23 protein-coding genes are annotated in these 20,989 nt (G+C 67.0%); 7 read left to right on the plus strand and 16 right to left on the minus strand.

Annotated elements, in window-relative coordinates; translation table 11 throughout:
• From ACIQI8_RS23260 to ACIQI8_RS23270, 3 genes are all read right to left on the minus strand, one after another.
• A complete protein-coding gene (locus ACIQI8_RS23260) occupies positions 1 to 543 on the minus strand; it encodes a barstar family protein (RefSeq protein WP_402353620.1) in 543 nt (180 codons plus the stop codon).
• 7 nt (positions 544 to 550) lie between these two features.
• A complete protein-coding gene (locus tag ACIQI8_RS23265; protein ID WP_402353622.1) occupies positions 551 to 5,107 on the minus strand; it encodes an RHS repeat-associated core domain-containing protein in 4,557 nt (1,518 codons plus the stop codon).
• Between the two features lie 167 nt (positions 5,108 to 5,274).
• On the minus strand, positions 5,275 to 5,922 hold the full coding sequence (locus tag ACIQI8_RS23270) for a hypothetical protein (RefSeq protein WP_402353625.1): 648 nt from the start codon (positions 5,920 to 5,922) through the stop codon (positions 5,275 to 5,277).
• A 66-nt stretch (positions 5,923 to 5,988) separates the two neighbouring features.
• On the opposite strand from ACIQI8_RS23270, the gene ACIQI8_RS23275 reads away from it, so the two are divergent.
• Positions 5,989 to 6,309 carry a hypothetical protein gene (locus tag ACIQI8_RS23275; RefSeq protein ID WP_402353628.1) on the plus strand — a complete coding sequence of 107 codons (321 nt, stop codon included), beginning with the start codon at positions 5,989 to 5,991 and terminating at the stop codon, positions 6,307 to 6,309.
• A gap of 61 nt (positions 6,310 to 6,370) precedes the next feature.
• On the opposite strand, the gene ACIQI8_RS23280 is transcribed toward ACIQI8_RS23275, so the two are convergent.
• The 10 genes from ACIQI8_RS23280 to ACIQI8_RS23325 all read right to left on the minus strand — a co-directional run bounded on the left by ACIQI8_RS23280 (position 6,371) and on the right by ACIQI8_RS23325 (position 13,798).
• On the minus strand, positions 6,371 to 6,787 hold the full coding sequence (locus ACIQI8_RS23280; RefSeq protein ID WP_402354142.1) for a pilus assembly protein TadG-related protein: 417 nt from the start codon (positions 6,785 to 6,787) through the stop codon (positions 6,371 to 6,373).
• A gap of 41 nt (positions 6,788 to 6,828) precedes the next feature.
• Positions 6,829 to 7,239 (minus strand): TadE/TadG family type IV pilus assembly protein, encoded by a 411-nt coding sequence (locus tag ACIQI8_RS23285; RefSeq protein ID WP_402353631.1) that lies wholly within the window; start codon positions 7,237 to 7,239, stop codon positions 6,829 to 6,831.
• Positions 7,239 to 7,700 (minus strand): TadE/TadG family type IV pilus assembly protein, encoded by a 462-nt coding sequence (locus tag ACIQI8_RS23290; RefSeq protein ID WP_402353634.1) that lies wholly within the window; start codon positions 7,698 to 7,700, stop codon positions 7,239 to 7,241. The genes ACIQI8_RS23285 and ACIQI8_RS23290 overlap by 1 nt, the downstream gene beginning before the upstream one ends.
• A 31-nt stretch (positions 7,701 to 7,731) precedes the next feature.
• On the minus strand, positions 7,732 to 7,983 hold the full coding sequence (locus tag ACIQI8_RS23295) for a hypothetical protein (protein ID WP_402353637.1): 252 nt from the start codon (positions 7,981 to 7,983) through the stop codon (positions 7,732 to 7,734).
• A gap of 58 nt (positions 7,984 to 8,041) precedes the next feature.
• Positions 8,042 to 8,965, minus strand: a complete 924-nt coding sequence (locus tag ACIQI8_RS23300) for a type II secretion system F family protein (protein WP_402353640.1) — start codon at positions 8,963 to 8,965, stop codon at positions 8,042 to 8,044.
• A complete protein-coding gene (locus ACIQI8_RS23305) occupies positions 8,962 to 9,936 on the minus strand; it encodes a type II secretion system F family protein (protein WP_402354145.1) in 975 nt (324 codons plus the stop codon). The genes ACIQI8_RS23300 and ACIQI8_RS23305 overlap by 4 nt, the downstream gene beginning before the upstream one ends.
• 70 nt (positions 9,937 to 10,006) lie before the next feature.
• Positions 10,007 to 11,311, minus strand: coding sequence for a CpaF family protein (locus ACIQI8_RS23310; RefSeq protein WP_402353643.1), 1,305 nt, complete (start codon positions 11,309 to 11,311; stop codon positions 10,007 to 10,009).
• A complete protein-coding gene (locus tag ACIQI8_RS23315) occupies positions 11,308 to 12,156 on the minus strand; it encodes a hypothetical protein (protein WP_402353646.1) in 849 nt (282 codons plus the stop codon). Before ACIQI8_RS23315 ends, ACIQI8_RS23310 begins: the two co-directional genes overlap by 4 nt.
• Before the next feature lie 17 nt (positions 12,157 to 12,173).
• Positions 12,174 to 12,887 carry a hypothetical protein gene (locus tag ACIQI8_RS23320; protein WP_402353649.1) on the minus strand — a complete coding sequence of 238 codons (714 nt, stop codon included), beginning with the start codon at positions 12,885 to 12,887 and terminating at the stop codon, positions 12,174 to 12,176.
• Positions 12,888 to 13,342: 455 nt separating this feature from the next.
• Positions 13,343 to 13,798, minus strand: a complete 456-nt coding sequence (locus ACIQI8_RS23325) for a hypothetical protein (protein WP_402353651.1) — start codon at positions 13,796 to 13,798, stop codon at positions 13,343 to 13,345.
• A gap of 273 nt (positions 13,799 to 14,071) precedes the next feature.
• Between ACIQI8_RS23325 and ACIQI8_RS23330 the strand changes: the two genes are divergently transcribed.
• Positions 14,072 to 14,752: a hypothetical protein gene (locus tag ACIQI8_RS23330; protein ID WP_402353654.1), complete on the plus strand. Its 681-nt coding sequence runs from the start codon at positions 14,072 to 14,074 to the stop codon at positions 14,750 to 14,752.
• Positions 14,745 to 15,242, plus strand: a complete 498-nt coding sequence (locus tag ACIQI8_RS23335) for a hypothetical protein (RefSeq protein ID WP_402353657.1) — start codon at positions 14,745 to 14,747, stop codon at positions 15,240 to 15,242. Before ACIQI8_RS23330 ends, ACIQI8_RS23335 begins: the two co-directional genes overlap by 8 nt.
• Here ACIQI8_RS23335 and ACIQI8_RS23340 read toward each other — a convergent pair.
• From ACIQI8_RS23340 to ACIQI8_RS23350, 3 genes are read right to left on the minus strand one after another with little or no spacing between them, the layout of a single operon-like run.
• A complete protein-coding gene (locus tag ACIQI8_RS23340; RefSeq protein WP_402353660.1) occupies positions 15,232 to 16,710 on the minus strand; it encodes a hypothetical protein in 1,479 nt (492 codons plus the stop codon). The two genes, ACIQI8_RS23335 and ACIQI8_RS23340, sit on opposite strands and share 11 nt — an antisense overlap.
• A gap of 5 nt (positions 16,711 to 16,715) precedes the next feature.
• Complete coding sequence (locus tag ACIQI8_RS23345) at positions 16,716 to 17,408, minus strand: hypothetical protein (RefSeq protein ID WP_402353663.1); 693 nt, start codon at positions 17,406 to 17,408, stop codon at positions 16,716 to 16,718.
• Entirely contained in the window at positions 17,398 to 17,715 is a 318-nt protein-coding gene (locus ACIQI8_RS23350) for a hypothetical protein (protein WP_402353666.1), read from the minus strand. Before ACIQI8_RS23350 ends, ACIQI8_RS23345 begins: the two co-directional genes overlap by 11 nt.
• A 379-nt stretch (positions 17,716 to 18,094) precedes the next feature.
• Between ACIQI8_RS23350 and ACIQI8_RS23355 the strand changes: the two genes are divergently transcribed.
• From ACIQI8_RS23355 to ACIQI8_RS23370, 4 genes are all read left to right on the plus strand, one after another.
• Entirely contained in the window at positions 18,095 to 18,778 is a 684-nt protein-coding gene (locus ACIQI8_RS23355) for a hypothetical protein (RefSeq protein ID WP_402353669.1), read from the plus strand.
• A 164-nt stretch (positions 18,779 to 18,942) separates the two neighbouring features.
• Positions 18,943 to 19,602 carry a hypothetical protein gene (locus tag ACIQI8_RS23360; protein WP_402353672.1) on the plus strand — a complete coding sequence of 220 codons (660 nt, stop codon included), beginning with the start codon at positions 18,943 to 18,945 and terminating at the stop codon, positions 19,600 to 19,602.
• Positions 19,587 to 20,624 (plus strand): hypothetical protein, encoded by a 1,038-nt coding sequence (locus ACIQI8_RS23365; RefSeq protein WP_402353675.1) that lies wholly within the window; start codon positions 19,587 to 19,589, stop codon positions 20,622 to 20,624. Before ACIQI8_RS23360 ends, ACIQI8_RS23365 begins: the two co-directional genes overlap by 16 nt.
• Before the next feature lie 62 nt (positions 20,625 to 20,686).
• A complete protein-coding gene (locus ACIQI8_RS23370) occupies positions 20,687 to 20,989 on the plus strand; it encodes a hypothetical protein (RefSeq protein ID WP_402353678.1) in 303 nt (100 codons plus the stop codon).

Genomic DNA, 20,989 nt, shown 5'->3' on the forward strand with positions numbered 1-20,989 from the left:
TCAATGCCACTCCTCGGGATCGAGAGCGGCACCGACAAACCCGTCACCCACCGTGATGGTGAGGTCGGGTTGCCCGATGCGAAGTGCGATTCTGTCGGGATCGAAATCACGGAACTCGAACACGAAATGCTCCGCGATCGCGGGCCGGTCCAAGGGAAAGCCGTCTAGGTCCACGGCGGAATTCGCACGGTCCGCCCCCTGGCAGAGAACCGACACGAACAGGGGAAAGAACTCCGCTTCCAGAAGCTGATCCGCGGCACCGATGACGCCCGCGATCCCCACGCCACCCGTGACCGCACCACAGAGGTCGTCCAGGCAGTCGACCAGGGCGTCCCAGTTCCTGCCGAAATAGGCCGGGAACTGCAGGACTTCCGCGAACGAACGGTAGATCCCTTCCTCGGTCATGAGATCTCGCGAGTCAAAGCGGTGGACACGGCCGCCTTTCGCCTCCAGGGCCGCCAGCTGCCGTTGCACCTCGGCCATGCCCTGCGGCCCGAAGATGACCCAGGGGGCCGAGGTTCCCGTGATGTCGAAAGTGGTCATTCCTGGATCACCCTGTGAATTCTCCGACGTAGTAGAAGGTTCCATAGTGGTCCGGCGTGTAGTACGCGGGGCCGGGACCGTCCTTAGGGGTGAGGAGGCGTTCGGGGCCTCTGATCTCCTTGCCGCAGCCAGGCGCACTGCACTGCGGGAGGTCGACCTTGGCGTTGACATCCCATTCCTTGTACTTGCCCCCGGGCAGGACAGACTTGTTGTTACCCCAGTTGGCGTTGCCATGATATCCGTCGACCTTCCCGATTCCGCCGGGCCGGGAATTGACCTTGTCCAGCATGTCCGCTGCGTGCTGCGGCGCGGGGCCGGGGAGAATTCCGAGCCCCTCGGGGCTCCCGGTGTCACCACCGTGCTGATGGCACAGCGGGGCGAGACCCGACGGGTCGGACCAGCTATGGGGATTGTGAACGTAGGCGACGGGGTTGGGCGCCGGGAGCAGGCCCAGGGGATCGGGGCTGGTGTAGCGGGCGGTCTCGGGGTCGTAGTGCCGGTGGTGGTTGTAGTGGAGACCGGTTTCCGGGTCGTGGTACTGGCCGGGGAAACGTAGCGGGGTGTATGCCGTCGCCTCCCGGTTCCAGGCCGTACTTCCCCAGAGGGTGGACCGAGTGTGCCAGGCGACCTCACCGTCCGGGGAGACCAGTTCGGTGGGGGTACCCACAAGATCGGTGACGATGGCGAAGAAGCGCTCGTCGATGGACTCCTGGGGCGTCTCGGCAGACCAGATGCGTTCGGCCTGACTCAGGGGAGAGAGCCCGTCGTGGTCCCAGGTGAGCGTGGTGCGTACGCCTGTGTCACTCTGCTCTGCGGTCTGCTCGCAGAGTGTGTTGCCGTCCCAGGTGAAGACGGTGTGCTCCAGAACGGTCTTCCCGTCGCCCCCGAGACGGAGCTTTCCGGTTCGTCGGCCCAGCGGGTCGTAGGTGTAGTGCCAGCGGCTGCCGTCCGGTGTGGTGACGGCAGTGATCCGGTCCTCGGCATCCCATTCGTACCGCCAGATGTCCGGTTTACGGGACAGCCGGGTCTTGCGGCGTACGACCACGCGTCCCTGAGCGTCGTACTCGTAGTGGACGCCGCCGGCCCTCGTCAGCCGCGTACCCGCGTATGCGCGCGACCCGGTGGCGTCGTGGCCCGGGTGCTTGGCGGGCCACGAGGCCTCGGTCTGGTTGCCCGCGGAGTCGTAGGCATAGCGCTCGCTCCAGTCCGCCGCGTGTACCGCCGTGACGCGGCCCTGGGTGTCGAGGTCGAAGCTCCGGCTGCCTGTGCGGGAGTCCTGGACACCGACGAGATAGCCGTCAGGGCTGTAGGCGTAGGAGCGCTCAGCGCTCCTGTGCTCTCCGGGAGCGGTACTCACCTGTGTGATCAGTCGGTCAAGGCTGTCGTAACCATGGGTGAGAGTGAATGCACCGTCGATACGGCGGGTGACCTCGCGGTCCGCCGCGTCGTGCACGAAGTCGATGACGTGCCCCGCTGTGGCGAGGCGAACACCGCGCCCCGCACCGTCGTACGCCCATGTGCTGCGAGCGCCCGACGGGGTGGTCCGCAGCGTCCGGTTGCCGGCTGCGTCGTAGGCGAAGCTCATGGTCCGGCCGTCGACGGTCTCCCTGACGCGACGGCCGGCGGCGTCGAGTTCCACCCGCACGCTGCTGTCCGGACCGACGGCCCCGGTCAGTGAACCGTTCGCCGTGTACGTATAGAGAGTTGTCGTGCCGTCCGCATGCTTCGCGACGGTCTGACCCAGCACATCCCTTTCGTAGCGGATGGTTTGGTGAAGGGCATTGGTTCGGGTGGCGAGGCGTCCCGTGGCGTCGTAGGTATAGCGGGTGGTGCGTCCGTCGAAATCGGATTCGGCAAGGAGTTGGCCGGCCGGGTCGTAGGTGTAGTCCCAGGTCAGCCCCTGCGGGTTGGTCACTTGGGTGAGGCGGAGCTGGGCGTCATGCGTGAAAGCGTGGCGTTCGCCGCCGGGACCTGTGCGCGCGATGAGCCGGTCGAAGTGCGTGTACTCGAATGTGCTCGGCCGCCCGACGGCGTCGACATGGCGAACGCAGTTGCCTTCGCCGTCGTAGTCCCAGCTCTCCTGCGACCCGTCCGGGTCGGTACGGCGGGCGAGCAGGCCCTCGACCGTCCATTCCAGGCAGGTCTCGTGGCCGAGTGCGTCGGTCACCGTGGTGGTCAGGCCGGCGGAGTTGTACACGTACCGCGTGGTGCTGCCGAGGCCGTCGGTTGCTGTCAACGGAAGGCCGGCAGCGTTGTTCACGTAGGTGGCGGTACGGCCGGACGCGTCCCGCGCCTCGACCAGGCTGCCGTCCGTCCCCCGGATGTAGTGCGTGGTGGCGCCCACGGGGTCGGTGATGGCGGTGACGTTTCCACGCTCGTCGTTGGTGTACTGCCAAGAGGAGTTGTCCGGCAGGATCACCTCGGTGGGAACGTGCCGGTCGTCGTACGCGACGCGGACGACCGATCCGTCGGGCCGGGTCACCTCGACCGGTTGCCCCACCGTGTTGTTCACGAAGGTTGTGCGATACCCGAGTTGATCCGCGGTCGCGATGACATGCTGGTGGTCGTCGTAAGTGGTGACGACCGTGCCGCCGAGGTGGTCGGTCTCGGCGACGACCAGACACCGGTCGTCGACGACGAAGCGGGAAACGGCGCCCTCGGCCGTGGTGACGGTGGTGACACGGCAGTCGGGCCGGGCGGGATCCGTCCCGTCGTACGCGACAGTGATCGCGATGTGCCCGGCCTCGCCGCCCTCGGCGACACAGCGGTCCTGGTCGTCGTAGGCGTAGTGGTAACGACTGTGGTTCGTGTCCTCCCACGAGGTGACCCGCAGTCGCTCGTCGTACGTGAACTGGAGCGGCAGACCCGAGGAGTTCGTCACCGCGGTGAGATTGCCGTCGGTGTAGCCGTACTGTTTCACCGCGAGGTCCGAGCCGTCCTTCGCCGCACCCGCCAGGGCGAGCAAGGTGACACGCCCCTCGTCCACGGTCAGCTTGAGGTGGTAGCCACCGGAGTGGCGGACGGCCTGTGGGGTGCCCTCGGCGTCGTAGTCGAAGTCGACGGTGTTGTCGTTGCGGTCCGCTATTCGCGTGAGCAGACAGATTCCGTCACGTGGGGCGGCGAACAGCCGACTGTGCCCGGTCAGCGGGTCCGTGATGCGGTAGCCGCCGTCGGCCAGACGCGACAGTGGTCGGCGGGGCCCCTGTCCCGGCAGTACCGGCGTCTGGGGGTCCTCGGGGTGCGGATAGGCGAGCAGCAGCCCGTCCTCGGTGACGAATACGACTCCATGGGCGTCGACTTCGAGGCGCTGGTCGATCGTCGAGGCCCAAGTGGGGCCGAACCACCAGCCGCTGCGGTAGTCCGAGGCGACCCGACGCGTGAAGGCGAGCGGGAGGACGCCGGGCAGGGTGACGTCGGTCTGCGGCAGGTACATCGCGCCGGACGCCATGTCGATGGGGTCACTGCCCTTGGAACGCACAAGGTTTTTGAGGCGGTTGTACGCGCCTTCCGCGCCGTCTGCGAGCATGCCGCGCGCGTTCTTGCCCAGCCCACGCAGGCCGAGCCCCACGGTCTTGAGATCCTTCGCCGCGGCCAACCCGCCCTTGAGCCCCTTGGCAAGACCGCCCAGAGTCGTCAGACCCTTCATGCCGGGTATGCAGTCCAGCGCGGCAAAACCCACATCCCATAGAGACGCCTGTCCCTTGGAATACTTGTAGAGCGTGTCCGCCAACACCACCAGTGCGGCGATGAGCACGATCGCACCCAGAATCGGCCCACCGATGATCATCGCGACGATGCCCAGCACCGCCACGACCACCTTGCAGACGGTGACAATGGTGTCCCAGTTGTCCTCGAACCAGTCCCCCACGTCCTCCCACCACGACCGGTTCTGAATACCGGCATCGGAAGCCTCGTCGATCTTCCGCTTCGCGTCCCGCGCCGCCTCGTCCCGCATCTGGCGTGCGTCGGCGGCCATCTTCTTCGCGGCGGCGAGGGCATCCTGGGCGTCGGAGACGTCCGACTGGGCCTTGGTATGGGCGGACTTGGCGTTCTGCACGTCACGCGTGGCCGCACGGACCTTCGCCTCATCCGGCTTGTCCGCATCCGACTTACTGCCGGTGGGGTCGTCCTTGTACTTGTCCGCTTCCTTACCGGCCCGCGTCACCCACGAATCAGCAGACGACAGACGCGACTGCGCGGACGACAAGTTGCTACGGGCCTCCCGTGCCTTCACCAACGCCTTGTCCGCCAGCGCCTGCGCCCGCTCCAGCCTCGGCCAGAAATCCGCCAGCGCACTCCCGCACAACTCGTACGACTTCTTCAGCTTCTTCAGATTCTTCGGCACACCCGAGAACTGATCCCGGAACACCTCCGCCGACTTCCCCGCCCACTGCAACGTCGCATCGTCCTCAGCCATCCCCTTGACCAGACGCAACGCATCGGACACGTCATCAGCGAAGTCGTGAAGGGTCTTGGCCAACGTCCGCACACGATCCGGATCCCCCGGCGTCGGGTCCTTGTCCAGATCCAGCACATGCCAGTCCGCCGGCCGATACCCCGCCATCCCGCAACCCCCGTCACGCGCACCACACCATCAACATCTGTATGCACACGCGAACTTACACGGCACCCACGCTCGAAGCGAAGGACGCCGTCAGCACAACCGGCGCACCCCGACACAATCCGCTAGCGGGTGGTCCAGAAGGGCGACCCGGGGTGCCCCTCGCCCCGTCAACCCGTGAACCGGAACGTCGACGTGATCGCGTCGAAGATGTCGAAGAACGAGTCGGCAAGATCGAGCACTTGACTGCTCCCCGCCACCAACGCCGCCTTCCCCTCCTGCCCCGGCACCGGAATGAACGTCTGCATCAGTACGGCCCGCACCGTCCGGTTCAACGCGTCGTCCGGTACGACGATGTCCTCGACGCCGAACGTACGGGCCGCCGCCCCCACCCCCGGCAGGTCGACCGTCGTCACCTTGCGCCAGGAGTCGCCCTCCTTCTTCGCCTCCTTGGCCGACAGGCCGGCCGCGATCGCCGCGGGGTCGGTGGAGAGCGGAGCGCCGTCGCGGGTGCGGCCGCCGACCATGGAGACCGTCACCGACGCGGTGATCGGAGTCGCGCCGCCGAAGGTCTCCGCCATGCAACCGCAGTACAGCGCACCGGACTTCCAGGCCTCACCGGCGGCCTTCTGCAGGAAGGCGGTGTACGTGTCCCGGTACTGCGCCAACTCCGGGTGCTGCTCGACCCGTTCGGTCACCATCCGGTGGATCGAGTCGTCCCGCGACTCTGGCCGTACGTCGAACTCCCACCATGATTCGGGCACCTTGATCAGGAACCCTCCGCGCTCGATCGTGAGCGCCTCCATGTATCGGGCCATGACGTCGGTCTCCGTTCCGTTGTACGGTGCCGCCAGACTACGAGATCGGGATCGGGGGACGGTCACATGGGCAAAGGCAAGAGCGACCTCGCGCTGCCGCTCAGCGAGCTGGAGGAGTACGGGGGCAAACTGCGCTCCCTCAAGACCCGCCTCAACCACACCAAGAAGCTCTTCGAGTCCTACCGCGACGACATCGGCGACGGCGGTGTCAACGACGCCCTCGGCGACTTCGAGTCCAACTGGGAGGACGGCCGCGAGGACATCACCCAGCAGCTCGACTCCCTCGCCGAGATGTCCGACGCGGTCGTCCGGGAGTTCCGCAAGCTGGACCTCGACCTGGAGAAGAAGGTGAAGGACGGGGTCAAGGAGGAGGAGCAGAAGAAGTGACCGGCCATTCCCCCTCGAGAATCCTCCGGGGCCACTCGGTGTCCTCGGTGTCCTACGCCCCTCACCCCACCTCGTTCCGCGCCACCGCCTGTCCGTGCACGACCACGTCCCCGCCGTAGAACATCCCGCTGAAGACGGGCGCGTACGTCAACTGCACCTCGACCTCGACCTGTTCGGCGTCCGCCTGCACACAGTGGGTCGCCGCGATGTCCGCGCCCCGCATGTCCATCTGGCGGGCGAAGGTCTTCACCCGGGCGTCGCAGTCCTGGTAGTTGATCGGCGCGGGACCGCCCTCGTCGTCGTAGAGGGCGTCGAGGTCGATGTCCTGGGCCGCGTACCTGGCCGCCTGTTCCGCTATGTCCGCGGCGCGTTCCCGCTTGGAGATGGACAGGCCGCCGTCGATGACGAAGGCCGACAGGGAGAGGAAGACGAGCGCGAAGATGATGACCGCGCCGGCGCCCGAACCCCGGTCGTCCATACGGGTGCGGCGGAACGACAGCCACGTACGCACAAATCGGCTCACACCGTCCTCCGGAACGGATCCAGCGGCGAACTGAAGCTCGCCGTAAGCCGCGTCGGCACGTCCAGGCCGAGCATCGCCAGACCCCGCACCTCGCAGCTGACCTCGACCGTGAAGATGGTGTCCGGCTCGAAGCCCTGACTGGTCTGTACGACGCTCACCGGGCCCGAGCAGACGTCCTCAAGGTCCGCAGAAGCCGCCTTCCTGGCCTCGGACATGGCCGTCCCGTGGTCCTTCTGGATCGAGCCGGCCCGGGCGGCGTCCCGAGCGGCACCGTCCAACGCGCCCCGCCCGTCCACCAGTTGGCCGAACGCCACCAGCACCAGGATGAACAGGATCATCACCGGCGCCAGGATCACGACCTCGATGGTGGACAGACCCCGGTCATCATCACGGGTGGGGAGTCGCATCAGTTGCCGTCCTCCCGTACAAACCTCTCCACCGGCCCCTCCGACTGCGCGTGGACCGTCAGATCCAGCCCGGGAAAGACCGTGGGCACCCGTGCCGTGATCTCCACGCCGACCGTGTTCTGCTCCGGCTGGAGCATCGTCACGCGCGGCGACAGGACCAACTGCGGGCCGAGTTGCTGGATATAGCTGTCGACCACGTCCTGGGCCTCGCCCCGCCACGCGCCCGGCTGGTCGTGCGCCGTGGCGCGGGCCTTGCGGGCACCGGCCTGGGCCGCCGCCTGGGCCACGTGGTCCGCGAAGAAGTACAGCGCGAACTGGACCGTGGCGAAGATCATGAAGAACAGCACCGGCGTGAGCAGGACGAACTCGATCGCGGTCATGCCGGACTCACCGCGGGTGACTGCCGTCTCGCGTGCGGTCCTCACCCTGCGGCGCATCCACTCGACCGCGTCCACCGGCATCCCCGTCAGCTACTTGTGTACGTGAGAACGATCAGCAGGTGCCGGTCGCCTTGGCGCCTTCGATGCAGGTACCGACCTTGGTGGCGCCCTTACTCAGTGCCGCGTTGATAATCGCGGCCACCACACCGACGATCGCCACGACGACCGCGGAGATGATGACCCACTCGACGGCGGAGGCACCACGGTCCAGTTCGCCGGAACGGGCACGCTGCACGCGGCCCTGCAAGAAGGTGACCAGGAAGTCCACCGCCGGAATGCCGGTGTTGAAGTCTCGTCCGCTCATGGTGAGTTGTCCTTTCAGAAGCATTTGTCGCCAGTTGTCGCCAGTCCTCGAACGCGCGTCATTGCACCTGGAACACCCGCATCGCCGCCGGATAGATCAGGAACACCAGAAAGCCCGCGCACAGCAGCAGCTGCGCGACGAGCATCGACTGCGACTTCTCGCCCGCGCTGCCCTCGATCTCGGCGAGTTCGCGGTGCCGCATGGTCTCGGCGCGGGAGGCGAGGGACTCGCGGACCTTCGCGCCGTCGTCGGCCACCAGGGCGAGGGAGGCGGAGAGGTCCTTGAGCTCCTCCACGCCGATCTCCTCGCCGAGTTGGCCAAGGGCCTGCCACTGGCTGATGCCGGTGATCCGGGCGTCGGCCAGCGCGTTGCGGATGCGCTGCGTGGCCCACCCGTCGGAGACCTCCGCCGCGGCCATCAGCGCCTCGGGCAGACCGCGGCCACCGGCCAGGCTCATGGACACCAGGTCCAGGTACGCCCCGATCACGCGCCGCAGGTCGCGCCGCTTCTCGGCGGCGTCGCGCCGCACCTCAAGGTCGGGCAGGAGGAAGAAGACGAGCGCGAACGCGAGGGCCAGCCAGACCGGGATCATCGGGCTGCTGCCGACGCCCAGCGTCCAGACCACCGCGAACAGGAACGGCCCGAAGAACAGCCCCGCCACGGACAGCACCACCTTCGTCGCGAGGAAGTTCTCCCAACTGCGGTCCAGGACGGCCAGATCCGCGCGCAGCGAGCGCTGCTCCCAGCCCTGCTGCAGGTAGAACTCGGAGACACGCGCGCCGACTTGGGCCCGCAGCGAGCCGATCCGGCCCGCGTCAGGGGCCGTTCGGGACGATTCGTACGCCGCTCCGCGCGCCCGCATCGCGTCGATCCGCGCGACCTGTGCGACCGCGCTGCGCTTGGACGGCATGAGGGCGCGGACGAGGGCGTAGATACCCAGGCCCAGAACCGCGCCGACGACGATCGGCATCGTCAGGTTCACCGTCGTCCCCCCTCTTCCTGGTGACCCGGCCCGGGCGTACCGGGCCCACCCGGCGTGCCGGCGGGACCGGCCGGTGTGCGCGGGCGGACGAACTGCACCGCCGACTCGTCGCGGACCAGGAAGCGTTCGGGTGTCTCGATGGTCGACAGCTTGCGCAGCCACCAGAAGCCGAGCGCGAACAGCCCGCAGACGCAGGCGAGTACGAGCTGGCCGACGGGCGTCCCGTAGGGCTCGACGAACTCCCGGTTGAAGATGGACAGTCCGAGCACGAAGGCGATCGAGACGGCGACGACGATCTGCACCGAGCGGCGGGTGGAGGCCCGTTGGGCCATCACGCGCTGGCGCATGTCGACCTCTTCGCGCGCCGACTTGGCGAGCGCGCCGAGGACCTGGCGCAGACCGGGGCCGCGCAGCCGGGCGTTGAGGATGAGCGCGGCGACGATGATGTCGGCGGACGCGTCGTTGATCTCGTCGGCGAGGTGCTGGAGTGCCTCGGGCAGCGGGGTGCGGGAGCGCAACCGGTCGACCAGGGCGTCCAGATGGGGTCGCAGGACGGGCGCGGAGGCGCGCGCGGACGCGGGGATGGCCTGCTCCAGGCCGACCGCGCCGGCGATCGTGTCGCGCAGCGACTCCGTCCAGGAGGCGAGGGCCTCCACCCGCTTCATGGCGGCCCGTTCCTCCCCGGCGCCGCCGAAGAGGCGGTCCCAGAAGAAGACGAGAATGCCGGCCGCGATACCGGCCACCGCCCAGCGGGTCAGCAGCAGCACGACGAGTCCGACGATGGCCGCGAGCGAGCCGCGCTGTCCGGCGAACCGGATGAGTTCACTGGCGCGTTCGGCCGCCTTCTGCTTCTCGTGGGCGGGCTTCGCGGGCAGTCCGCGTACGGCGATGATGAGCAGCGCGAGTCCGCCGCCGACGGCGACACCGCTGCCCACCGAGTACAGGACGGTCGTGGAGAACAGGCCGCCCAGGGAACCGAGCGAGCCCAGTGCCGTGTAGGTCGTATGCGCCGTGTAGGTCGTATGCGCCTCGTAGGTCATGTCACCCCCATCCCGTGGGCCGGTAGCCCTGTGCGATCAGATCCTCCAGGCAGGCCAGCGGCGCGTGCGGGACGACCCGGCCGTCCGGGGTCTCGGCGAACACCTCGCTGGACAGCACGCGTCCGTCGACGCCGTTGACCTCGCGGACGGAGGTGACCATGCGCTGGAGCCGGCCGCCCGTCTGGAACTCGTTGCGCCGCTGGATGAAGACGACGAAGTTCACCGCGCCCGCGATGAGCATCTGGCTGGCCTCGATGGGCAGCCGCTCGTTGGCCTGGAGGGCGTAGGTGGAAATGCGGTTGAAGACCTCGCTGGAGCTGTTGGCGTGGATCGTGGACAGCGAACCGTCGTTGCCCTGCGACATCGCGTTCAGCATGGTCACGATCTCGTCGCCGAGCACCTCACCGACGATGACGCGGGAGGGGTTCATACGGAGGGACCGGCGGACCAGTTCGGCCATCGAAATGGCGCCCTGCCCCTCGGAGTTGGGCAGCCGCTCCTCGAACGCCACGACGTTGGGGTGGAGTTCGGGGAACATGTCGAGCCCGAGTTCCAGCGCCCGCTCCACCGTAACGAGGCGCTCATGCGGCGGAATCTCGTTCGCCAGGGCGCGGAGCAGCGTCGTCTTACCGGCGTTGGTGGCACCCGCGATCATGATGTTCTTACGGGCGCGGACCGCGCAGGCCATGAAGTGGGCGACCTCGGGGGTGACGGTGCCGTTCCCGACGAGGTCGGAGATGAAGACCTTGCCCATCCGGGCGCGACGGATGGAGAGCGCGGGGCGCCGGGCCACGTCCATGACGGCCGACAGACGCGAACCGTCGGGGAGCCGCAGGTCGAGTTGGGGGTTGGCGGAGTCGAAGGGCCGGGAGGACAACCCCGAGTAAGCACCGAGCACTTGGATGAGCTCGATGAGCTCCTCGTCGCTCTCGGCGACGGGATCGGCTTTCACTTCCTGCCCGTTGGCGTACCCGACGAAGACCTGGTCGCACCCGTTGATGTCGATGTTCTCGACCTCGGGGTTGTCCAGCAGCGGCTGCAGCCGCCCCACGCCGAAGAGCGCGGCGTGCACGGCGGCGGCGTACTGCTCCTCGGTCTCCGCGTCCAGGGGCGTACGGCCGGCGTTGATCTCCGTCCGCGCGTACTCCTCCAGGATCTGGGCTATGACCGCGCGGGCGTACTGCCGTTCGTCCTCGTTGGACATCGGCGTGACGCCGTCGGCCTGGTCCAGGCGACGCTGTTCGGCGATCCGGTCACCGGCGTCCTGCCGGAACCGCTTGACCAGTTGATGGTCGACAGCCGTCATGTCCCGGCCCCCGCATGCCCGTTGACATGACCGTGGGTGGGTGCGGACCAACTGGCGCCGAACTGCTGATAGAGATCGGCGGTGACCTTACGGGCGGACCGGATGAGCAACGACTTCTCGAGCCGCCCACGCTTGCGCCCGGCCAACTGGTCGGCTCCGGCCGGGTCGTCGGCGATGGTGCCGACCACTCGGGCGCCGGTCTGGGCGTGGACGAGCATGTCGTTGACCTGGTTGGCGACCTTGCCGGCGTTGTTCGTGTCGGCGATGAGCACGACGCCGATCAGCGGCGTACCGAGACTCGCGGCACCACGAGGGCCGCCATGCAGCTTGTTCGTGAGAGCGGCGGCGCGGTCCCGCACGCGGGCGATGGCCTCGGGCTCGGTACGGCTGATCAGCAGCACGAGCGCGGCATGCGGAAACAGCTCAACAGCAGGGGTGTCCCCACTGATACGCCCGCAGTCGGCGATGACGTCGGCGGGCGCGTTCGGGGAGTCGGCGAGCGCGGAGAAGGCGTGCCCGAGGGTGGGCCACAGCCCGGCGAGCCCGGCGGCGTGCTCGGCTATCCCGAGCCCGACGAGCACTTCGAGCCCCCCGCTCAACGGCTGTACGTGGTCCCAGAGTTGATCGGGCACGAGCCCACGCCGAGCGGTGGCGGCGATGGACAGCATCCCGGTATTCGGATTGAGCGGCCCACCGTGCGCGGCGGCACTGCGGTACACGAGGTCCCCACCCGCCGGATCGGTCTCGGCAAGCAGGACGCGGCGCGGCCAGACAGCGGCGAGGGCGACGGCCGCGGTGGTGACGCCGGGGGAACCCTTGTCGGCGGCGAGGGCGATGAGGGCCATTTTCTGGGGGTCGCCTTCTAGTTGGCCGGGACGTGCACGATTGCGACCGAGTTCGCGGCCGCAGCCCGGGCCACGGCGGCCGCGTCGTCCTGGTCGACGAGCAGCGTGAGCGAGAGGTTGCCGGTGGTCACGGTGGAGTCGCTCTCCTCGGCCTTGGTGTCGACCTTGGCGTTGTCGACGATGAGGCCGCCGGACGAAGTCGAGGTCGACGAGCCCGTCTTGTCCCCGCCGGAGCTGCTGGTGTCGACGTTGTAGACCGCGACCGTGTCACCGGGCTTGATGTCCGAGGGGTACTGGCCCTCCTTGAGGGCGACCCCGACGGCGGCCTTACCCGCCGGGAGGCTGGTGCCCTCGGTGAACATCTGCCCCATCACGACGGTGTCGGCGTAGATCGTGGACCTCGCTTTGAGGTTCTTGAGACCACTCAGCTGCGACCACTCGACGTAGTTGATGCTGTCGTCCTTGGCCACCATCACCGAGGTCACGTCGCTGCTCTTGACGGACTCGCCGGCCTGGATCTCCTTGGTCACCTTGACGACCTCGATCCGGTCGCCGGCCTGCAGCACAAGCATCGTGGCACCCAGCGCACCGACCAGGATCAGCAGCACAGCCAACGCGGCCAGCGCGGGTTTGCGCTCGCGAGGAGGGGTGGGAAGCCGGTCACCGACCCCCGCCTGAGCCGGTACCGCGGAACGTCCCGCGCCCGCCCCCGTACGCTCTTGGATCTTCACGCAACCGCTCCCCGTACGCCCCAGATGGTTTCTGCCACCACGATGGTGTCTGCCACGCCTGTCAAACTGCTTCTAAAACCGGACACTTCACCAGATCCCCTCGCGACCTGGGCGAATGCCATCGCCGGGGGTGAGTGTCAAGCCATGGCACCGTATCAGCCACACATAAGCCCCTCAAGGCACATCCCAGCCCTCGCCCCGCCCCGGACCCGCCGTTATCCATCTGCAACGAGAGGCACAGGTTTCCCGGTTACGCCCGCCTCCCGCAGCGCCCCGCCTCCTGTGCGGTCGCGAATCCCCGCCCGCCCCTGCATCCTTCCCGTAGCGGGATGTTCGTCACGGGGTGGCCATGAGGCCTGCACGAATCACTCACGAGGCTGAGGGGGCGTCGATGGTCCACGCCCACGTGAGCCAGGGGCAGTCCACAGCTTGCCCCAGGCCTGGCGGGTCTCTGTCTACAGCCGTCCCGGCAGCGCATCCGCAGGAATCTCGGCGTCCTTGGCCTTGTCCCCCACGACGAGTTGATCGGCGTAACCGGCCTCGGTCCACACCAGCTTCTTGAACTGTTCCGGTGCGAGAACCCCTCGCCAGGGTGTGTCGCCCGGGCAGAAGACCGAGGCGCAGCCGTAGCAGTACCGCGCCGGTTCCCACAGCCGCTTCGCACGCGGGGCCCCGGCCTCGGCGGCGGACTTCTCGCGCCCGTCGCCGCGGACGACCGCGATGGTCCCGAAGAAGCAGATCAGGGCGAGAAGCACACCGCCGACTGTGTATAGAGGCTTGGACTGGTGGACACCCGTGTACGCGAGGGCGACACCGATGCCGGTCAACACCATGCCTTCCGCGAAGTGCGTCAAACCGTCGCCGGACTTGTCCGGCCCAGGTGCCAGTCGCCCGTACAGGTCACCACGCAACGCGCCTTTGCCCAGGCGCGCTTGTTCAACCGTCCGCACCTCAGTGCCACCGCAGCCCGGACACACCACGGCATTCGACTCTCCGACCACCCCGTATTCCATGCTGATCAGCATATCTATGTCCCGAATCCCGGGTTTCGACCAGCGCCAACGCCCCCCGGGAAGACGTCGCCCGGCTGCTACCGTCGGCCTGTTGCAGCCGAGAATTCACAGATCCCATCAAATCCCGCAACGAACCAGATCAATTGATCAGCCGTACGGAGGACTTACCCCATGGGGGACGAAACGCCTCGGGTCGCCTTCGACGATCCGGACACCTTGCGCGCATGGCTGCGTGCGCGACGGCGGGCCGTCGCGGCTACGACTTTCTGGGTGCTGTCCGTTCCAGGCTTTTTCGTGCTGGAGACGATTGGCTGGGAGTCATGGGCGGGGGGTTCACTTCCGGCGTACGTGATGGTCGTCCCCATCCTGGTCTCGGTCATCGGGATCGCTGTGTCCGACTCCCGCCGGGTGCAGCTCAGGAACATGGGCGGAATTCTCGCCACCTATCCCTGGCAGGATCGCCATCCGCTCGAACGCAGCGGTCCGACCGATCCGAGCTGTCTGAAAATCCCCGACCCCGACGACCCGGACAAGAGCGTCAGTGTCGCTGTCCGCCGATACGGCCTCCTGACCAAGCGACGGCGAGACGCGGTGGCCAACGCCAGGACGAGTGGCTTCAAGTTCGCCGGAGATCCGCGCTTCGCAATCGTGCTCGCGCTGCGCGGAGTTGGCGAGTTGGGCGCCGCACGGCCCGTGCATGCGCTCAACGCGAGCAAGGGAGACCGGCCGGACAGCGTCAGCGAGGCGGCCTGGCAGCACGCCCGAGCGGCCGGTATCTCCGGAGAATCGCCCTTCACGGCCGCGCAGTTGAAAGAGTTGCAGCAACCGGGAAAGCGGGGTTCCGGTGCCTGAGTTCGTCTACACCCCGCTCCCCGATCAGGAGGACATCGATGACGGGCTCTTCCTGGGGCACCTTGACGTCACGGGAAATGCGGGAACCACCACCACCCGCGCCTCCCGTAGGCCGGACGACGGCATGGGGATCCTCCTCTTCCCCGCCCTGCTGGACCTCCTCGACGGCGTGGGAGGCCTACTACGACGCGGGCGCGGCAGGTTCGCGTCCTGCGACATCGGCCTGCCTCTGACGTTCAAGCTGAAAGGCCAGGTCATGTCGATCAGGCGGCGCTTGACGGTCCTCGATGAGTCGTCACCACAAGCTGTCGCGGACGCGGTGTGGGTCGCGGCGCGGAAGCTGTCGGACAGTCACCTGGCGCGCGTCGTGACAGCGACCGAATACACCGACATTACGGCGGACGGCGAAGTCGAATACATCGACTACCGCGTTCGGCTACCGGCAGCCATGTCGAGATTTCAGGACGCACGCAAGTCGCTCACTGGCTGAACTGCGCCTTGGCAGGCAGGATTCCGGGGCTGTAGCCCACCCCGCCACCGGCACCGCCCAAGCCATCCAGAATGACGCCGTTGGTATCAAAGTCCGCTCCAAAGAAAGCCGAGCTCACGGTGGCTCGCGTCAGACTCTTCACCAGCCCTTCGGCACCACCCGTGATCATCCTTCCCTTGGCGTTCTTTCCAGCGAGGGTCATGCTGAGTTCGCTGTACTCCCTGCGGGTCAGGTTGGTGAAGCTGCTGTCATTGATGATCTTTGGAAGCCGCTTGAAGCCCTTGCTGACCATGGGAGTCATGCCGGCTCCGATGGCATTTCCGACAAGGTTGCCCTGCGTGTTCTTCCGCATCTCACTCCAGCCGCCGTTCAAAGCGTCCTTGAGTGTGGTCTTGAGCTCCCCGGTGACAAACGCGTGGCCGACCTTGCGAAAGCCCTTGAGGTCTTCGCCCATGCGCCACACCTTGATGAGCCGGCCGGCGGCGATCTCGGCCTTCCTGACCCTGAGCGCCATCTTGAACCCACCCACCAGCTTGCCGGCCTTCGCCAGCATGGCCAGCTTGCCGACCAACGGGAGGCAGTCCAGTATCGCGAAAACCAGATCTCCCCAGCCGGCCTTGCCCTGCGTGAACTTGACGATCGTGTCAGCCAGAACAATCAATGCTGCGGCCGCAATGAGGATCATGAGCCATGGGGCCGCGACGAAGAGCGCGACGATACCCGCGACCGCGACTACGAACTTGCAGCCGGTGACAATGTCGTCCCAGTGGTCCGCGAACCATTCGCCGACCTTCTCGAACCACTTCTTGTTGTGGATACCGGCATCAGAGGCCTCGTGGATGTCCTGGACCAGCTTCGTGGCAGCCTTGTCCTGGTCCTTTCCGGCGTTCTCCGCTTTCGTCCTCAGCTCCGCCAACTGGGCGTGCAGGTGGTCGACTTGGCCCTGCGTCGCCTGCCGGTGCTCCTGCGCATGCCGGGCGTCACGCGTCGCCCTGCGGACCTTGTCCGGGTCGGGCGCGGGAGCGCCACCGGCGGGATTCTGGAGTCTGCTCTGCGCCGACTTGGCGTTGTTCGCCGCGGTGATGGCACCGGCCAACCGGGACTGCGCCTTGGAGAGGTCGCCGCGCAGCGTCCGGGCCTGGGCGAGCGCATGGTCCGCCGTCGTCTGGCAGTGCTCCAACTTGCCGGCGTAGGCCACCAGGGCCGTTGCGACCAAGTCGTACGAGTCATACAGCTTCTGCAGTTGGCCGGGCAAGTTGCCGATCTGACCCTTGAACGCGTCCATGGCCTTGCCTGCCGCGTCCTGAAGGGCGGAGTCCTTGGAAGCGGAGCGCATGCCCTTGAGGGCTGTGGAGATGTCCTCGACGAAGAGTCTGTACCGCCGCCCCTGGAGTTTGACCTCGTACGGATCACCGGGCGTCGGATCGTCGTGCAGGTCGAGGTTGTGCCAGTCGGTGGGGCGGGCCATCGAGCTCAGCTCTCCGTGTCGAGGTCAGCGCGGTGTACGAAGCGGAAGGTGCCGGTGATGAGGTCGAAGAGCTCCAGCATTGGCTCGACCAGGGCCAGTTGGGGCGTGCTGGCGCTGATGACGGCGACCTTCGGACTGCTCACGGGGAAGGGCACGAAAGTCTGCATCATCACTGCGCGATAGCTGCGGTTGTCGTCGGGGATCTCGATGTCCTCGATGCCTTCTGTGCGCACCGCGCGGCCGGCCTCGGGCAGATCCACCACTTGCACGCGGCGCCATGGATCCGTGGGCCGACGGCCGGGGGCGATCGGGGCCAGCGATCCCATGAGTGTGTCCAGACCGGTGGGGGAGGACTCGCCGGTGGTCTCGTTCACGGCCTCGGTCACGCTGACCAGGAGACTGGCCACCATGGGCTCGTCGTCGACGATCTCGCACATGGAGCCGGAATAGACGACGCTCCTCTTCCTGGCCTCCCGGGCCACCTTCTTCAGGGTCCTGACCAGTTCGGCCTGGAAATCGGCCAACTCCGGCCTGTCCTTGACCCGTTCCGCCACCACATCGCGGATCGAGCGATTCACGGAGACGGGATGGACGTCGAACTCGTACCACGTATGGGGGACTTGGATGTTGACGCCGATGACGTCTCCAGGGAGGGCGCTCGCGAAGGGGGCCTCTGCCAGACGCTGCTCACCTTCCACCCTTGACCTCCTTCTCGTGCCGGCGGAGGGAGTTTCTGAGCTCGACATCGAGCTTGGTCATCTTGTCGACGATCTCCTGCGCCGTCTTTGCCACACATTCGAGGCCGACGTCGATCCCCTTGCGGCCGTCCTTCCAGCCGCGCATGAAGTCCTCCATGGCGTCGAACGCGGACTTCGAGCCGAGCTCCCCATGCCCCAACTTGCGATCGACCTGACCGGTGTCATCCATGCGCCTTTTGATCGCGCGCAGTTGAACCGCCAAGGCGTCGAGCCCTGCCAGACTCAGGACGAGGTCACCCTTAGCCATGTCCGTTTCCCCCATGGACCAGAACGAGCGTTCGCAATGCGAGTTGCCTTCGGAAATGCGGCAATTGAATGCTACTGGGCTTCCTGGGCCTGCCGGTTGCGGTCGTGTCGTCGCGCAGCAGGCGCGCTACAGGCGGGAACACTGCGGAACGTGCCGCGGGGAGCACCCAGCGGCCTGGCGCACCTGCTTCGCGGGCAGCCGCCAGGTATGGAGCGGCCTTAAAGGCTTGCAAAGACGGGCGGAAAAACTCGGCTTCACCCGATGTCGTGAACGCCCGGTACGGTCTGGTGTCCAGCGCGGCGGATGAGCTGTACAACGACGGTGCCCTGATCGGCCTCGCCGGGCATGCGTTCTGACTGAGAGGCGAGAGAGAACCGATATGAGCCCGACAGACCACCCCGTGGCATGGGAGCACCCACCGACCCGTCGGGCCTGGCTGAGGCAGCTGGCGGTGAACGTGCTCGGTCTTGTCGGCTGGGTCGCTCTGTGGTTCGCGCTACTTGCCGTCCTGTCGGTTCTCCTGTCCCCCGGGTACGCGATCCTCGTCGCACCTTTCCTCGTGTACGCCTTCTACCGAGCCTTCCTACAGGTGTTCGCCCTCCCCGCGATCTTCCGGATGCGGCGCACTCTGCGGGTGTACCCGTGGCACCTGCGCGGCGACGCTCCGCGTGGTCTCACCGACAGGACCGACGTCGTCGGCAGGCAGTACGGCTGGTTCGAGTTCCCGAACCCGGCCCGACCGGAGCGGCGACTGCCCATGGTGTTCCCCCGGCATTGGGGGGTCGGGTGGTGGAGCCGGCGCATGGCCCCACGTGCGGCTCCTGAGCTGAAGGCCCAGATCGACGTGGTGTGGTTTGCGGGAGACCCTCGTTTCATCGGCGTACTCGCGGCGCCGTCACCCGACGGCTCCGCGCCCCGACGGTTCCGTTTCCTGCATCAGCAGACGGGCGGGGACGGCGGCCGGATCTCTGCCACCGACTGGGGTGCGACCGTCGAGGACATCGAACGGGGGCACCGCGCCGGGGTCCGGCCCAAGGCGCGGTACTGCTCCCCAGCGGGGTGACGTCCTGGCGGTGGTCTATCGGGGCGCAGGACACATCACACACCCAAGTATCTGCAATGCCCCCAATTAGCAAACTTTGCTGGGAACTTCGCGGTGGCGAAACCCGGAACCGCACCGATAGCGTTTGTCCTCTTGCCGATCTTCAGTCTCACGGGGAGTCCACAGTGAAGCGCCGCACTTTGCCCACCGCTGTCGCGCTGGCCGCAGCCACAGGTCTGATGTTGACGGCTTGCGGGGGCGGGGACGACAGCTCCAAGGCCAACGACAAGATCGCGGGGGCCGACAGCGGGGAGCCGGGGTCGACCACGCCCTCCGCGTCGGCGACGGCCGAGAAGAACGCGCCGGGTTTCGACTCCCCGTCCGACGTCAAGGTGACCGTCGACCGGGATTCGACGGGGGACACGACGAAGGACGCGATTCTGCGAGACGTGGCGTACTCGACGCAGGCGAACATCGAGGCCTTCGCCCGAGGCAAGAGCCAGACCGCCAACATGAACCGCTACTTCGCGGGTGCCGCCTTCACCTACTGGGTGCAGCAGGTCGCTGACTTCAAGAAGGACGGTCTCACCCTCACGGGTAAGTACCGGTACTACGACTTCGAGGTCACGGACGTCGCGAACGGCAAGACCGCGGCAGCGCGTTACTGCGAGGACCAGAGTCAGGCGTTCAGCAAGGAGATCAAGACGCAGAAGGTGCTGCGTACCAAGGTCAGCGACAAGAGCTTCGTCCTGTACACCCTGCAGGCCCAGAAGGACTCCGCCGGTGACTGGCAGGTCACGCAGCAGAACTGGAAGAAGGCGGAGGCGTCGTGCGTGCAGCGGTAGGGGCGCACGCTCTTCGTCCCGTTCTCCGGACGGCGGCCGCCGCCGGGCTTGTCGTGGCGCTGGGGACGACATTCCCCGCGTATGCCGACGACACTCGAGGGAGCGGTGGAGGCACGGGTACCAACCAGCCCGAACAGCCGGCCGCCGACTCCGGCGCCGACTCCGGGAAGGGCACGATCGGCGCCCACATCCGCATCAGCCAGAGCAAGGCCCGTTCCAGCAACGCCACTTCCAACGCCACGTCCTCGAACGCCAACTGGAAACCCCCCGTCTGCTGGTACGAGCCGATGTACTCCCCCGAGGAGTACGAGGAGTTCATGAAGACCGCCTACAAGGGCGCCAAGGAACCTGCCGCGAGCTACGCCAAGGAACGCGCCGCCGAGGATTACCACAAGGGCGACAAGGGCCTGTGGTGGCAGGTGAAGTTCCGGGACGACAGCTACACCGAAGCGTGCCCCGTCACGACGGACAACTGGGAACTCTGGGTTCCCCCGGCCCAGCCGAGACCGGAGCCCAACCAGCTGACTCCGCAGATCCTTTCCGAACTGGCCTACAACTCCACGAAGTTGCCCACTCCGCCCGTGGAACTGAGCCCGCGCGCGGACCGGCTCATCGTGAACCTCGGCACCCGGGTGAAGCTCGAGAACGACTTCGACCGCGTGTGGACGACGGCCAGCATCGACTACAAGGGCGTCCAGATGGCGGCCACCACGGTCGCCACCCCCGTCGCCCTCAAGGTCGAGGCCGGCACCGCGGACGCCGACCCGCAGAGCTGCACGTACGACCTGGTCAAGGCCAAGAACGGCTACACCGTCGACAGCACGGACGCGGCCTGCAACATCACCTACCGCCGTTCGTCCGGCAGCGACACCTACCCGTTCAAGACGTCGATCACCTGGAAGGTGACCTGGACCGACTCCGCCGACCCCGACGGAGCCCCGCAGCAACCGGCCCTGCCGGACGGTCTGTCCACGTACGAGCAGGACGTGACCGTGAAGGAAATCCAGGCCGTCAACCGCTGATGAATCGGTGGCCGGCCCGCGAAGCCCGGGCTGTCCACCCCGCGTAGAAACGGGGATCCGCCATGAGCGACCTGCGTCTGGAAGACACGATCTTCCAGGACCTGAAGAAGACCTTCTCCTCCATAAGCGACCGGATGGAGACCACGCGCCGCACCCTCCGCGGCACCGATGCCTCCGCCGTCGGCGAGGGCAAACTCGTCGAGGACGTACAGGACTTCGCCGACGACTGGCAGTACGGCATCAAGCAACTCGGCAAGCACACCCAGGGCGCCGTGAAGATGATCAACAAGATCGGGGAGAACTTCGGCAAGCTCGACCTCGACCTGGCCGAGTCCCTCAAGGCCCCTCAGAAGAAGGGCAAGTGA

Origin of the sequence: Streptomyces sp. NPDC092369, from assembly GCF_044755245.1 — a bacterium.
Lineage (GTDB): Bacteria > Actinomycetota > Actinomycetes > Streptomycetales > Streptomycetaceae > Streptomyces.